Origin of the sequence: Lentilactobacillus kosonis (assembly GCF_003864335.1) — a bacterium.
Taxonomy (GTDB): Bacteria; Bacillota; Bacilli; order Lactobacillales; family Lactobacillaceae; genus Lentilactobacillus; species Lentilactobacillus kosonis.
Genome location: NZ_BEXA01000003.1, coordinates 387,265 through 403,157 on the forward strand (window position 1 = coordinate 387,265; position 15,893 = coordinate 403,157).

Genomic DNA, 15,893 nt, shown 5'->3' on the forward strand with positions numbered 1-15,893 from the left:
TTTAATAATTAATATTCTGGGTTCCATTTGATGTCAGTAATATCGGCCTCAACAGCAGATTTATTATGATTACTGATTCCAGCTTCGATGGCCGCTTTAGCAACTGCAACCGCAACGGTTGTAGAAAATTCATCTAACTTAGAAACTGGTGGTAGAACCGCTGCCCCTGGTACCGTAGTATCAACAATTCCTCCCAATGAATGTGCGGCAGCACTAATCATCTGATCAGATAACACTTTAGACTCAGCTGCAATCGTACCCAATGCTAGCCCTGGGTAAACTAATGCATTGTTAGCCTGACCAATTTCATAAGTAATACCCTTATAGTGAACTGGTTGGCTAGGAATACCAGTAGCTACAAGTGCTCTTCCATCAGACCACCGAATAACATCTTCAGCACTTGCTTCAATTAATTTAGTTGGGTTGGAAATTGGAAAATAATTGGTCTGTCGGTGTGGTCCGCCATTTCTTTAACCACATTCTCAGTAAAAGCACCTGGGACTGTAGATGTTCCAACCAAAATAGTTGGATGGACAGCCTTCACAACGGATTCTAGATCAACTAAGTCAGAAGCTTTATCAAATTCGGACCGACTACGCGCAAAAGGCTTTTGTTCTGGGGTCAGTGTTTCATCATCATCAAATAATAACCCTTGCTTATCAACTAAATAGAAATGACTTTTTGCTTCGTCTGGTGAAAGTCCTTGGAGAATCATTTCATCATAAATACGTTGGACGATTCCAGCACCGGCAGTTCCTGCACCAAATGATACATATCTTTGTTCTGTTAATTTTTCACCTGAAATTTGTAAAGCACCGAGAATTCCAGATAATACAATAATTCCAGTTCCCTGAATATCATCATTAAATGTAGTAATCTTATCCTTGTACCGATTTAAAATGTTCGCTGCGTTACTTCTACCAAAGTCTTCCCAATGCAAGTAAACCTTAGGGAATAAATCTTCAACAGTGGATACAAACTTATCAATAAAGTTATCGTATTGTTCACCACGAATTCGTTTGTGACGATTACCTAAATAAAGCGGGTCTTCTAACAAGCTTTGACGATTAGTTCCATCATCAATAACTACCGGTAAGACTTGGCTGGGATCAATCCCGGCTGCGGCAGTATATACCATCAACTTACCAACAGAAATATCCACACCTTGAACTCCCCAATCACCGATTCCAAGGATTCCTTCTGAGTCGCTAACTACGATTAATCTAATATCTCTACCATCAGCACCATTTCGAAGCGCAGATTCAATATCATCAGGATCATCAACTGATAAAAATACGGCTCCTTGAGGTCTAACATACCAGTGACTGTAGTTTTCAATTGTATCTGCAATCGTTGGATCATAGACAATAGGCATTAGTTCTTCAATGTGTTGACTAAAAACTTTAAAAAACAATGTTCGATTCTCGTTGAAAATGTTCATTAGGAAGAAGCGTTTTTCTAAATCGCTCCCTTTAGTTTGTAGGATTCCATATGTTTCAGTTGCTTGCTCATCAATTGTTTGAATTCTTGGTGGGATAAGCCCATTGAGTCCTAGTTCATCCCGTTCTTCTTGAGTAAATCCAGTTCCTTTATTTAAAAATGGATTATTTAAAATTTCTTGTGAATTCATTTATATTACCTCTTAAAATTTTTAGAATACCCATACCCTATTCCGATATAAAAAATATAGTCAAATATTAAGCGTATGATAAACTTTATTTATAGTGAGGTGCTAAACATGCAAACAAAAGATTTAGAGTATTTTATGAAACTGGTTGATAAAAAAAATTATTCTCGTGTAGCTAATTTTTTCAAAGTCTCTCAGCCTACAATTTCATATGCCATCAAACGACTGGAAGAGTCCTTGGGAACTAAACTAATTCGTAACGACCCCGGACATCACACCATAATTATTACTGATGCCGGAAGACAATTTTACCAACGTGCCCAAGTTGCTACTCACCAATTAGAGCTTGCCAAATCTGAAATTATTAGTGCAACTTTACCTAAAATTAGGCTTGGCCTACCCCCTATCTTAGGAACCTATTTTTTCCCCCAGTTTGTTGCTAGCCTCCAAGAGCATCAACTACTAGACAAAATTGAAGCTTATACGACTGGATCATCAGAAGCGCTTAATGATTTACTTGATGGCACAATAAATATCGCGTTACTTGGATCAACTGATCCGCTCAGTGCTAACGACTTAGAGACTAAATTGCTAGCAGAATACCCATTCGTAATTGTTGCTCCTGAAAATAGTTCATTTACAGGCGATTCAATTTCATTTAAAGAGGCCTCTCAGAATAACTTCATTAATTTTGAGGAAGGCTTTGTTCATAATCGAGTTTTTTCACTATTAAAGCGGTCCGTTGGGGTTGATCCAAATATCATCTTTAAAACTACCGAAGCAGAAATTTTAAAACGAGTAGTTGCGGCAGGTGGAGGAATTGCACTCTTAACTAAGCTAGCTGTGACATCTAATGATAAACTTAAGATATTAACGCTAACTGATTCATTCATTCCAACTTTTAAAATCTATGTAACTTTTAGAACCGGATATGTTTTGGATGCGAATGAGGCAGCCTTTATTGATATTATCAGTAACTTTTAGTTTCCGAGGAGGGGCTATATTATGAATAAACTATTACAAACACACTCTGCGACTGACCTATCCCAATTGATTCGAAATCACAAGATAACGCCACTCGAGCTGGTTAATGAACTACTAAATACCATTGATGAGCGAAATGCACGGTTAAATGCGGTTACTTCAGTCTGGCCAGAATATGCACGAAATTTGGCCACTAACTTCAAAGATACTGGGCAACCATTTGCTGGAATTCCAATTCTGTTAAAAGGATTAGGACAAAGTCTAGCCGGCAAACCCGATACCGGAAGTTCTAAGTTGCTTAAGGATTCGATTGCTCCTCTCACTAATAATTTCGTCAGCCAAGTTTTAAAAGCTGGCTTTATTCCAGTCGGTGAGACGAATGCACCCGAGTTTGGCTTTAAAAACATTACTGATTCTGAACTATATGGGGATGCCCATAATCCTTGGAATTTAGACTATTATTCTGGTGGGTCATCAGGTGGGTCAGCGGCGGCAATTAGTGATAATTGGCTCCCAATCGCCACCGCTTCTGATGGCGGTGGTTCCATCAGAATTCCAGCATCATTTTCTGGCGTGGTCGGGTTTAAACCAACCCGTGGCCGCGTTCCCGTTGGACCTGGTGAATGGCGAGGATGGCAGGGAGCTGCAATTAACTTTGCTATTGCTAATAATATTCAAGATATCTCAACTACATTAGATGCCCTCAGCGTTGTTCAACTAGCTGCCCCATTTCAGGTTCCATTGCCACAAAACCCTTTCACTGAAATTACTGAAGTACCTAAAGATATCTCTATTGCCTTCTCAACCGTATCGCCAGTTGGGACACCCGTTTCTGAAGACGCGATTAATGCCGTCCATGATGCTGTTAATTTTCTAACATCATTAGGATTCAACTTGGAGGAAGTGTCAGCACCAATCGATGGTACTAAATTAATGCAAAGTTACTATCAAATGAACGCTGGCGAGACTGCCACGATGTTTGCATCAATGGGCATTGACGATAAAACTATCAAACATAATGTTGAAACCCTCAGTTGGGCGCTCGGTTACACTGGCCGGGGAATTTCAGCAGTCGATTACAGTAGTTCGCTCACCTTCTGGGACAATATCAGCGCCAAAATGGATGAGTTTAGCACAAAATATGATTTATACCTAACGCCCACAACTGCTTATACGGCACCCAAAATTGATGAGCCATTAGTCTCAGCTGATAACATGGAAAAACTCAAACACATTGAAGATTACAATCCCCATGACCAATTACAAATAATTTGGGATCAATGGTTACCATCGCTAACCTTGTCTCCATTTACACAGTTAGCAAATATCAGTGGACAACCAGGGATTAGCTTGCCAACCCACGTTAGCTCTAATGGTTTACCCTTAGGGATCCAATTTATGGCCCGTAAAGGTCGTGAAGATTTGTTACTATCAATTGGAAAACTTTTCGAATCCGCTAATAAATTTAAAATGCTAAAAAGTTAAAATTAATTTTATCAACAAAAAAGCGTTAAGTTTATAACTTAACGCTTTTTTGTCGCAGTGAATTACTAACAAGTAAACAATTACTTGTTAAGACCTTCCCACTTCCAGTTAGTAACTTCTGGTAAGTCAGTACCTTCTGTATGTGTGTAGGCAGTATGCTTATCAAGCATATCGTTCATTCGTTGAATGAAGTAACTGCCCTTAACTGAATATTCAGGAACATCTTGGATGGCTTCCTTAGCAAGATTGAAGCGATCTAATTTGTTCAATACTCGCATATCAAATGGAGTGGTGATATCACCATTTTCACGATACCCATGAACATGCAAGTTATGATTATGACGATCGAAGAATAGATCTTTAATCAAGTCTTCATAGCCATGGAATGCAAAGACGATTGGCTTGTCAGTAGTAAACAAGTTATCAAATTCTTCATCGCTTAAGCCACGAGGATCAATCTTAGGTGAGCGAAGTTTAAGAATATCAACCACGTTGATAAATCGAATCTTCAAATCAGGGAATTCTTTGTTAAGAATTGAAATTGCAGCAAGCGCTTCAAGGTTAGGCTCACTACCAGCAGCAGCAAAGACGACGTCTGGTTCTTGACCTTGATCAGTAGATGCCCAGTCAATGTAACCAAGTCCGTTGTTAACCAAGTTAGTTGCTTCTTCCATTGAGTACCATTGAAGACGTGGGTGCTTAGAAGTGACAATTAAATTGATCTTTTCTTCACTAGCAAAGGCAACATTACCAACAGCTAACAATGTGTTAGCATCAGCTGGTAAATATTCACGAATAAATTCAGGTTTCTTTTCAGCTAAATGAGTAATCATACCTGGATCTTGGTGAGTGTATCCATTATGATCTTGTTGGAACACAGTTGATGTATCAACAAAATTCAATGATGGATAATGGTTACGCCAATTTTGTTCTGAAGCCTTACGTAACCACTTGAAGTGTTGAGTCAACATCGAGTCAACAACTCGTCCAAATGATTCATAAGTGGCAAAGAATCCATGACGACCAGTCAATACATAACCTTCAAGCCAGCCTTCTGCTTGGTGTTCTGAAAGTTGTGAGTCAATAAGTCGACCACTGTTGGCCATATTTTCATCAAATGTTGGATGAATATCTTCCAACCATTGACGTTTTTGATCATCAATTAAGCTGTATAAACGATTTGACTTGGATTCATCAGGACCAAATGCGCGGAAGTTAGTGGGATTAAGTCTTGCAACTTCATTCAACCAATCTGACCAAACAACCATGTCCTGACGCTCTTCATTACCTGGCTTATCGAATTTAACTGCGAATTCGTTAACATCCGGTAATACCAATGGTTTAGGAGCAATTCCACCGTTAGTAATTGGGTTAACTGACATTCGCTTATCACCCTTAGGAGCAAGTTCACGAAGTTCCGGTTTCAAGGTTCCATCATCATTAAATAATTCTTCTGGTTTATATGACTTTAGCCAATCAACTAAGATATCAGCATGGTCCATATCGTTTGCATCGACAGGGATGGGAATTTGGTGAGCCCGGAATGATCCTTCGATTGGTTCACCATTAAGATCCTTTTTAGGACCAGTCCAACCCTTTGGTGACCGGAAGATAATCATTGGCCAGTTTGGTAACTTAACGTTATCAGGGGTCTCATTCTCACGAGCATTCTTTTGAATTGATTTGATTTCTTCAATAACTGTATCCAAGGTCTTTGAGAAATCTTCAGATACTTTGAGATGATCTGTTTCAGCATCCGCTTCAACAAAATAAGGCTTCCATCCCATACCACTAAAGTAACTAGTTAATTCTGGGTCACTTATTCGTGAAAGTATTGTTGGGTTAGAAATCTTAGCCCCGTTCATATTAATAATTGGTAAAACGGCACCATCAGTAATTGGATTAATAAATTTATCTGAGAACCATGATGTAGCTAATGGACCGGTTTCAGCTTCACCATCACCGATTTCAACAGCGGCAATAACATCAGGATTATCTAAGATAGCCCCAACACCGTGTGAAAGTGAGTAACCAAGTTCTCCACCTTCGTGAATTGAACCTGGGGTTTCAGGAGCAGCATGAGAAGCCACACCGCCTGGAAATGAAAATTGCTTGAATAGCTTAGCCATTCCCGCTTCATCTTGAGTGATGTTGGGGTAAATGTCTGAGTATGATCCGTCAAGATATGAGTTAGAAACCATAACTTGACCACCATGACCTGATCCTTCAATATAAAACATATTTAAATCGTATTTATTAATAACACGATTCAATTGAGCATAAATGAAGTTTTGAGAAACAATTGTTCCCCAATGTCCGATAGGCTTAACCTTAACATCTTCAGCCTTTAGAGGTTCTTTCAACAACGGATTCTTACGTAAGTACAATTGACCTACTGAAAGATAATTAGCAGCACGCCAATACTTATCAACCAGTTCCAAGTATTCTTTGGAATCGTAATCTACAGCCATTAATTAACACTCCTTCTATTAGCAATATTAATGCGTACAGAATATTTGCAAAATTTACTAATCGATAAGGTCCAGTTATCAAATTTTCCAAACACCTATACACCGTCATTATGAACGTTAATTTTTTAATAGTCCAGTTATTGGTAGGGGTATAAATAAAAAACTAGGTCATAATTAGCCTAGTTTTATATCTCGCCGTCAAGATTGACAAACGTATTATAATTTAAGTATTTATAGTGAAGGCGCATGTTAGAAACTTCAACTGGGGTCCCATCATCCAAGAAGAAAATACCTTCCATCATCCCCACTGGTTCATTTTCCTTCAGCCCAAGTAATTCTCGATCCTCTTCATTTGAAGGTTCTGCCTTAATTGACATAAACGACTTAGTAACCGACTTACCAGCGGTATCCTCGAAGTAGTTAAAAATTGAACCAACAACCACTTCTTGAGTCAGCTCTGGGGCAACCTTGATTGGGATATATCCTTGCTCAATCATAAATGGATGATCATCAAAGGTCCTTAACCGCTTAACCTGGTATACAAAATCTCCTGGTTTCAAAAACAAATCAGTTTGTAACTCCGCTGTAGCCGGCACTACTTTAAAATCGAGCAATTTAATTTGAGGAATTTGGCCGTCACTCTTAAAACTATCAGTGATTCCTAAATTAGAACCTTCATATTGAAAAATTGACTTATTTTTTTGATATAACGGATTAATAAATGTCCCTGAACCCCGTTTTTTAAAAATGATCCCCTGATTAGCAAGCACATTAAGAGCTCGCTTAACCGAGCTTCGGCTCACCCCGTACGATTCACTAAGGCTTCGTTCATCAGGTAACCGCTTATTGTCGAATTCGTTATTTTCAATTCGGCGTTTCAGGTCGGTCATAATATTACGATAAACTAAATCCACCATTTTTTCTCCTTAATAACCTGTTCATCTGAACTATCAATGCTAAAGTATACCAGATATTTATAACTAGACCATCAGTAAAATAGTCAGGCAATGTGCTAAAATTATCTCGAGGTGTTTTATATGGCAAAAAAAGAAAACAAAAGAAAGTTCACAAAACTTTAGTTGAACAAATTCTAGATAAAAATAAAATTTCATTTGAACAAATGGAGTTTCCAACCCATCAAGAAGGTGACGTGGCCCAACTAAGCGTTGACCACATTGGTCAAGACGAACATACGATTTATAAAACCTTGGTCCTTACTGGCAATAACACTGGTCCAGTAGTTGGAGTGATTCCTGTCGACGAACATTTAAGCTATAAAAAATTAGCCAAAACGTCAGGCAATAAAAAAAGTTGGCATGGTCCCGCTAAAAGACCTACTAAAAACAACTGGTTATGAGCATGGTGCCAACACACCAATCGGAATCTGGGAAAAATTTCACTATCCGATCTACATTGACCAAGTTGCTCAATCAATGGGTGAAATCATCGTTTCTTCCGGTCAAATCGGCCGTTCAGTCAAGCTAAATGCGGAAGACCTAGCCAAGCTAGTTCACGCCGACTTCGCTGATCTTAAGGAATAATTAATGCTTATTCAAATCATTAAAAATATTTTACTAATTATCGGACTCCTTTTGGGGGTACCGTTTTTGTTTACCATAGTACTATCCAAACTAAATCAGGATACTAAGCGTATCGTTAGCTCGCGGCTTGGTAGCAAGAGTCAGGTAATTATTGGTAGTCTCGGCATTATCATCCATGAAACTTCTCACGCTCTAGTAGCCCTGATTTTTGGTCACCATATTATTTCAATGCGGCTAATTAAATTTCCATCTCCACACGATTCATCTCTTGGCTATGTTAACCATAGTTGGAATCCCAATAATTTCTACCAACGAATTGGCAACCTGTTTATCGGTATTGCACCAACATTTGGTTGTTCACTAGTCGTGTTACTAGCTTACCGCATCCTATTCCCGATTAGCTTTAATTCAGTTTTGCTAGCGATTAAGGTCAATAATTTGCAGTCAATCAAATTGCCAGATTTTAATATCTTCAACTACCTAATTTTTTTAATCATGGCAATTACTATCTGTGTTGGTGGGTTCGATCTTAGTTCAGCCGACTTTGATAATTCAAAGCAAGGAATCCTACCTACCCTCATTGCGCTATCCTTAATCACAATTGCTCTTAGCGTCACACCTTTCTTTTCAAATATCATCCGAGCAATTAATCATTTTATGATTGGAATAGCCATCATCTTTAATTTTCAGCTTGGTAGTTTCGTTCATTATCCATGGCCTAACTAAATTATTTTAATTATTTTTTACCATTCCATTCGTCATAAAATTCGTCTAAAAAGTCTAGCATGACTTGTTGGCGCTGCTCAGCCAGCTGTTTGGCAGTTTCAGTATTCATCTGGTCCTTTAGTTTAAGTAATTTTTCGTAGAAATGATTAATAATGGTGTTGCGTTTTCGATACTCAGACTTATCCATTTCTTTGCGAGGCATAATTCTAGGATCATACATGATTTCACCAAAGTGACCGCCAAAGTAAAAAGTCCGGGCAATTCCAATTGCCCCAATAGCATCAAGACGGTCAGCATCTTGCACGATTTGGCCTTCAATAGATAACGTGTGTTTGGACTTAAGATTGGCACTGTAAGACATGTTTTCGATGATTTCAAACATTGACTGGATAAAGTTATCATCGTACCCCATGGATGTTAATTTTAATTTGATAGCTTCCTTTTTGCTGCTGGGTTATCCGTCACCTTATCATCAATTACGTCGTGCAAGTATGCAGAGATTAGGACTAATTCTCCATTGGCCGACTCACCTGCTAAAATCAGTTTGGCCAAGTTAACCACCCGTTTAATATGTTGGTAGTCATGGCCTGAAGTTTCATGGCCCAATTCTGACTGTACAAATTCACTAATTGCTTTTAAATTTCTATCCATAATAATCCCCATTCCATTGTCTATAACTTTAATTATATCGATAACGAGGACTGATAAAAACATGCAACAACAAATTATTAAGGATCAAGCATTTCTAACTAAAACATCAACCACTGCAACGCTTAGTGACACTGGCCATGTAACCGATTTAGTTGATACATTAACAGCTAATGCTGATAGAGCCGTTGGGTTAGCCGCCAATATGATTGGTGTTAATAAGCGCATCATCGCCATTCAAGTCGGCATTATGAGTATTCCAATGATTAATCCCGAAATCATCAGCAAGAATGGTAAATATATCACTACCGAAGGTTGTTTATCACTTCTTGGTGAGCGGCAAACTGCTCGTTACAATAAAATTATCGTCCGCTATCAAGACACTAAATTTAAAACTCATACTCAAGAGTTCACTGATTTTGTTGCTCAAATCATTCAACATGAAATTGATCATTGCAATGGTATTTTAATTTAATCTTTTATTCAATAAAAAAGCAGGTGCTAATTAGCACCTGCTTTTTGTCGGTTATTGATTATTTTTCAACGCCTTTTCCATCGTATTCATCAATCATGATTTGTTTCAAATCAGCCATCAATGGTTCCTTAGGATTAGCAGTTGTACATTGGTCTTCGTAAGCAAGAACTGATAGACGATCAACAGCTTGATCGAATTGCTTCTTGTCAACGCCCCATGCCTTAAGACTGAGAGTTACCCCAACTTTGTGAGCTAAATCAATCATCTTGTTAACTAAGGCTTCAGCAAGTTCGTTATCATCCTTACCAGTTAGGCCAATGTAACGAGCAATTTCAGCATAGTCCTTGTTAGCACGGAAATATTCGTACTTAGGCCAAACAGCAATCTTTTCTGGTAGTTTAGCATTATATCTAATTACGTGAGGCATAGTAATTGCAATTGCAATTCCATGAGTTAATCCAAATTCTCCACCAAGTTTGTGGGCGATTGAATGGTTGATTCCTAGGAATGCATTACCAAATGCCATTCCGGCAAGCGTAGCGGCATTATGCATTTCAGCACGAGCATCAGCATCACCATTGTATGATTTTTCCAAGTTTTCAAATACTAACTTGATTGCTTGAAGTGACAATGGACGAGTGTAGTCTGAAGCCATTGTTGAAACGAATGATTCAATTCCGTGACTTAATGTATCAAGTCCTGAAGCAGCAACTGTTCCCTTTGGTACAGTTTCCACGAATTGAGGGTCAACGATCGCAACATCTGGAGTCAATGCATAGTCAGCTAATGGGTACTTAACATGAGTCTTTGAGTCAGTAATAACAGCGAATGGCGTTACTTCTGAACCAGTACCTGAAGTAGTTGGGATAGCGATCATTTGAGCCTTACGAGGCTTGTTGAAACGGTATGCCCGCTTTCTGATATCGATGAATTTTTGCTTTGCACCGAAGAAACTAGTACTTGGGTCTTCGTAGAATAGCCACATGTTCTTAGCAGCATCTAGTGGAGAACCACCACCCAAAGCAATGATTGTATCAGGTTCAAAGGCCCGCATTTGAGCAACACCCTTGTTAACTGTATCAGTTGAAGGATCTGGTTCAACATCTGAGAATAGTGAGTATTGAATGTCATTTGTCCGACGTTTTAATTCGTCTAGAACTTTGTCAACGTATCCATGTTCAACCATCCCTGGGGTGGTTACGATAAATACTTTGTTAATACCTGGCATATCGTTGAGGTATCTGATTGAAGTCTTTTCGAAGTAAACTCTTGGTAATTTAACCCATTGCATATTATTTCGTCTCTTTGCGATAGTTTTGATGTTCAATAAGTCAGTATCAGTAACGTTATGAGAAATTGAGTTTCCACCCCATGAACCAGTACCTAATGTAAGAGATGGTGTCATTTCGTTATAAAGGTTACCAATTCCACCAAATCCACCTGGTGTGTTAACTAGCACCCGAGTAGCTTTCATTTTCTTACCAAATTCAAGGGCAAGATCGTCATCAGTAGTTTGAATTGCAGCCGTATGGCCTAATCCACCATAGTGAAGAAGATCGTCAGCGATCTTGAAGGCTTCTTCATGACCAGCAGCACGGTAAACACTGATAACTGGTGATAGTTTTTCGCCTGAAAGAGGTTCTTTAATTCCAACTTCACTAATTTCAGCAGCTAATACTTTAGTGTTGTCAGCAACTTTGATTCCGGCCATCTTAGCAATCTTCTTAGCTGATTGACCAGCGATTGGTCCAAGAACATTTCCTTTTTCTTGGTTAAACATTGTTTCAGAAAGTTTCTTTTGGTCAGCTTTCTTAACGAAGAAGACACCGTTCTTCTCTAATTCTTTTTTAACAACATCGTAAATATCGTTATCAATAATGGCACTGTTTTCAGTGGCACAGATCATACCGTTATCAAATGTCTTAGAAAGAACTAGGTCATTAACTGCCCGTAAGATGTTAGCAGTCTTTTCAATATATACAGGACCGTTACCAGGACCGACACCTAACGCTGGTTTACCAGTTGAGTAAGCGGCCTTAACCATGCCAGGACCACCAGTTGCCAATGTTGAAGCAACCCCAGGGTTGTTAATCAACTTGTCAGTGGCTTCGATACTTGGTTCAGTGATCCATTGAATTGCACCTTCAGGAGCACCGGCAGCAATGGCAGCATCACGAACAACTTTTGCAGCAGCAATTGATGACTTCAATGCTTGGGGATGAAAACTAAAGATAATTGGGTTTCTTGTCTTCATTGAAATGATTGACTTGAATAATGTTGTTGAAGTTGGGTTAGTAACTGGAGTAATTCCTGCTAATACCCCAAGAGGTTCAGCAACGGTAATTAATTGGCGTTCACGGTCGTCTTTGATGACTCCAACAGTTTTATGATCACGAATGCTGTGCCAAATTTCTTCGGTTGCATACATGTTTTTAATTGCTTTATCTTCTGCAACCCCACGGCCAGTTTCTTCAGCGGCCATAATTGCAAGGTCCATATGTTTGTCTTGACCAGCCATTACCATTGCATGGGTGATGTGGTCAACTTTTTCTTGGTCGAATGAATCCATAATTTCAAGAGCTTTTTGGGCTTTTTCAACTAAACTATTGATCATTGCATCTACATCAGTAGTTTGTTTCTTTTCTACTTTGTTATCTATCATGAGTTGCCTCCAAAAAGGTTTGTTTTATTTGTTTGTTATTTATTTCACAAGAATATAATAACACGTATCATTTTTTTGTAAATAGTTTTTGCTCAAAAAATCACAAAAAAGTTTAAAATAAAAACACGGTTCCTTATATATCAAGGATATTCCGTGTTTTTAATCATATATACTTTGTTCATTCCTCTGAAAACGTTTTCATTAGCTTTATGTGAACGATTTCACTACTACTCAACTTTAGGTAATGGCTTTTGGATAATCTCAAGTAACTTTTCAGATTGCACTCGATCAATCACCACATTTACAGCAACCTGCATTAATTTCTCATTCAAATCATCTTCTTTAATTGCATGATTTGAAATATTATCAATATTTTTGAATGAAAACGAAAGTCGCTTAACGAAGTTATCATATGCCTGTTGCGGATACATATTAGCCGTTACCTGATCGATTGCATGCCGAATTGTTTCTAACGAAAATGCAGGTTTAAGCAAACTAATCATAATGATATCTGCGATTTGCATAGTTTGATATTTCTTTTTAACTGGCGCAATAATCGCCTTATTTTTAACATAATTGTTAATCATAGCGGGGGTAACTGGTGACATCCCAATTTGTCCCAATATTCCATTAACAAACACCGTCACTTGATCCATGTACAAATCAAATTTTGGTAACTCTGACCATAATGGCAATTCAACGTTCTTTAAGTTCTGTTCCCATCTCTGGTATTGTTCTTCATTATTTGTCATAGTACACCCCTCTAATTTAGATTCTTGTATTGTATTATCTAGTTTAACACACTAGATAATAAAGAGTAAAAGAAAAGGTTGCCTCTTGGCAGCCTAACTTAGCTTATGCTCTTTTTTTAGCAAGTCTTCGCTCACGTGCATCCAATATTTTGCTAATAATGCCTTGAGCAAATATATAAATTGGGTATGCAGTTAAGATTAACGGAATTGCAATCCACCAAACCCATGGATTAAATAGCGAAACCAATGAAAATAGATTATTGAAAAATACTAGGATTAGCAAAAATGCTGCAAGAACTCCTACATCTAAAGCAATTTTAAGTCGATTAAATGGTCTTGAAACCAGAACTAACGCTAACCAACAAATTGCGCCAGTAATTAACACGCTTAGTGTTGAGGTAAATTGATAATTTAGTCCTAATAGCATCCCTATCCCTTGAATAATCATGATATAGCCAACGATACAAGTGGCAGCTGGGGCTGAGATTATCAATACTTGCCGCATAAATTGATTGGTAATTTTATTAAAGTTTGGTTGTAACGCTAACACGAACGACGGAATCCCCACCATCAAGGTAGTAATGGGCGTTAGTTGAATTGGCTCAAATGGATAACCATCTTTAAAGAAACATAAATAAAATTGCAAGGGCGACTGAGTACATTGTTTTAATCAAATACATGGCTGCTACTTGCTGAATATTATTAATTACTCGTCGACCTTCATTCAAAACATCAATCATTGCATCGAAATTCGAATCAATCAATACAAAATCAGCAATACTCTTGGTACTTCGCTACCAGATGCCATGGCAATTCCACAATCTGCCTGACGTAAGGCCAGAATATCATTTACTCCGTCCCCAGTCATTGCAACTGTATGTTTACTATCTTGTAACCCACTAATCAATCGTTTCTTTTGATCTGGAGTTACTCTACCAAAGACTGTATTATCAGCAGCTAACTTACCAAAATCATCATTATCATTAACAGTGGACATATCAATAAATTGATTTGCATTTTCAATTCCCGCGTTCTTAGCAATTGACGACACAGTAACAGGATCATCACCAGAAATCACCTTTATATTTACATCTTGACTTCTAAAATAGTTAAACGTATTTTTAGCATTTGGCCGAATCACATCGCTTATAAGTAATAGTCCAATTATTTTGGGATTTGATAGTGGTTGTTCAGTTGCCAAATGGTCTGCCTGAGCAATCGCTAATACCCGATAACCATCAGCAGCATATTCATTAATTTGCTTTTGAACTTTAGAATTTAATTTTTTGGTAATGAATTGTGGAGCCCCTAAGATATAGGCGCCTTCCCCCGCAACCTCAACGCCGCTCCACTTTCTTTCAGATGAAAAAGCTTCCACTGCCGTTACCGGAATTTGAGGGTTCACAACTTCATTTTTTATCGCCATGGCCGTTTCGTTACTATCACCGGTCCCATAAGTGATTGCCCCTACCATCTCTTTAAGTTGGTCAATTGACGTACTATCAACTAGCGAGATAATACTTTCAAATTTAAGGTCACCACTAGTGATAGTCCCAGTTTTATCCAAACAAATCGTATCAACTCGTGCTAATGCCTCAATTGCTGGTAAATCACGCACCAACGTCCGCTTTCTAGCCAGTGTCATAGCAGAAACTGCTAAAGTCATTGAGGTCAGCAATACTAACCCCTCCGGAATCATGCCAATCATGGCTGCAACGGTTCCTAAAATTGACCGATTAATTCCCAGTCCCTGATATAACTTAACTACAAATAAAATAACTCCTAATGGTACAATCACAATCGATAAGGCCTTAATAATTCGGTTAATAATATTCAAAAGAATACTTGGAGCGTCCTTACCTTGGCTAGCCTCATTAGATAAGTGATTAACGAACGTATCACTCCCTACCTTAGTAACCAACATGCGACCAGACCCACCAACCAAGTAACTACCTGAAGTTAGCTCATCTCCTGATTGTTTCGTAATTGTTTTAGCCTCACCCGTAATTTGAGACTCATCAACTTGCATCGACTTACTGATAACAACTTCGCCATCGACTGGAACCTGATCACCGCGAGATAATTGCACAATATCGCCTAATACGATATCTTCTGGGAGTAACTGGACTTCCTTACTATCTCGGATAACGGTATTTTTATCCTCGGCCAATAACACCATCTTATCTATTTGACGTTTCGACCGAATTTCTTGAATAATCCCAATAATTGTATTAATAACGGCAATTCCCAAGAAAAGTAAATTTTTATAGCTACCAGTATAAAAGACCAGCGCACCTAATACGATATTGATTAAATTAAATAATGTGAATATATTATCGGTCAAAATTTCTTTAACACTTTTTGTTAAAGACTTTTCAGCCGTGTTTTTATTGCCAGATTCAATTTGCTTTTGAACTTGGCTGCCGGTTAAACCTTGTTCAGGATTTATATCCGCCAATTTAATATTGTCCATCGGTTTAACACCTCTCTTTAACAAACATTGTACAAAAAATATCTTAAAA

Annotated in this window: 8 protein-coding genes and 4 pseudogenes; 5 read left to right on the top strand and 7 right to left on the bottom strand. The window is 38.2% G+C overall.

What is annotated here, in order from left to right; translation table 11 throughout:
• Nucleotides 1–8: 8 nt before the first annotated feature.
• Nucleotides 9–1,630: pseudogene (locus NBRC111893_RS07390) on the bottom strand (malolactic enzyme).
• A 108-nt stretch (nucleotides 1,631–1,738) separates the two neighbouring features.
• On the opposite strand from NBRC111893_RS07390, the gene NBRC111893_RS07395 reads away from it, so the two are divergent.
• On the top strand, nucleotides 1,739–2,611 hold the full coding sequence (locus NBRC111893_RS07395; RefSeq protein WP_160114464.1) for a LysR substrate-binding domain-containing protein: 873 nt from the start codon (nucleotides 1,739–1,741) through the stop codon (nucleotides 2,609–2,611).
• A gap of 21 nt (nucleotides 2,612–2,632) precedes the next feature.
• A complete protein-coding gene (locus NBRC111893_RS07400) occupies nucleotides 2,633–4,096 on the top strand; it encodes an amidase family protein (protein WP_125008556.1) in 1,464 nt (487 codons plus the stop codon).
• Between the two features lie 80 nt (nucleotides 4,097–4,176).
• Here NBRC111893_RS07400 and NBRC111893_RS07405 read toward each other — a convergent pair whose 3' ends face one another.
• Nucleotides 4,177–6,567 (bottom strand): phosphoketolase family protein, encoded by a 2,391-nt coding sequence (locus tag NBRC111893_RS07405; RefSeq protein WP_125008557.1) that lies wholly within the window; start codon nucleotides 6,565–6,567, stop codon nucleotides 4,177–4,179.
• A gap of 185 nt (nucleotides 6,568–6,752) precedes the next feature.
• Nucleotides 6,753–7,484, bottom strand: a complete 732-nt coding sequence (locus NBRC111893_RS07410) for a GntR family transcriptional regulator (protein WP_125008558.1) — start codon at nucleotides 7,482–7,484, stop codon at nucleotides 6,753–6,755.
• Between the two features lie 92 nt (nucleotides 7,485–7,576).
• On the opposite strand from NBRC111893_RS07410, the pseudogene ybaK reads away from it, so the two are divergent.
• Both ybaK and NBRC111893_RS07420 read left to right on the top strand, forming a co-directional pair.
• Nucleotides 7,577–8,108, top strand: a pseudogene (ybaK, locus tag NBRC111893_RS07415) (Cys-tRNA(Pro) deacylase).
• Nucleotides 8,109–8,174: 66 nt separating this feature from the next.
• Entirely contained in the window at nucleotides 8,175–8,834 is a 660-nt protein-coding gene (locus NBRC111893_RS07420) for a hypothetical protein (RefSeq protein WP_125008559.1), read from the top strand.
• A gap of 10 nt (nucleotides 8,835–8,844) precedes the next feature.
• Here NBRC111893_RS07420 and NBRC111893_RS07425 read toward each other — a convergent pair.
• A pseudogene (locus NBRC111893_RS07425) lies at nucleotides 8,845–9,497 on the bottom strand (HD domain-containing protein).
• A 49-nt stretch (nucleotides 9,498–9,546) separates the two neighbouring features.
• Between NBRC111893_RS07425 and NBRC111893_RS07430 the strand changes: the two are divergent.
• Complete coding sequence (locus tag NBRC111893_RS07430; protein WP_125008560.1) at nucleotides 9,547–9,957, top strand: peptide deformylase; 411 nt, start codon at nucleotides 9,547–9,549, stop codon at nucleotides 9,955–9,957.
• Between the two features lie 58 nt (nucleotides 9,958–10,015).
• On the opposite strand, the gene adhE is transcribed toward NBRC111893_RS07430, so the two are convergent.
• The 3 genes and pseudogenes from adhE to NBRC111893_RS07445 form a co-directional block, all read right to left on the bottom strand.
• Complete coding sequence (gene adhE, locus NBRC111893_RS07435) at nucleotides 10,016–12,619, bottom strand: bifunctional acetaldehyde-CoA/alcohol dehydrogenase (protein ID WP_125008561.1); 2,604 nt, start codon at nucleotides 12,617–12,619, stop codon at nucleotides 10,016–10,018.
• A 227-nt stretch (nucleotides 12,620–12,846) separates the two neighbouring features.
• Nucleotides 12,847–13,371 carry a DUF1836 domain-containing protein gene (locus NBRC111893_RS07440; RefSeq protein WP_125008562.1) on the bottom strand — a complete coding sequence of 175 codons (525 nt, stop codon included), beginning with the start codon at nucleotides 13,369–13,371 and terminating at the stop codon, nucleotides 12,847–12,849.
• Nucleotides 13,372–13,474: 103 nt separating this feature from the next.
• A pseudogene (locus NBRC111893_RS07445) lies at nucleotides 13,475–15,844 on the bottom strand (HAD-IC family P-type ATPase).
• Nucleotides 15,845–15,893 lie beyond the last annotated feature (49 nt).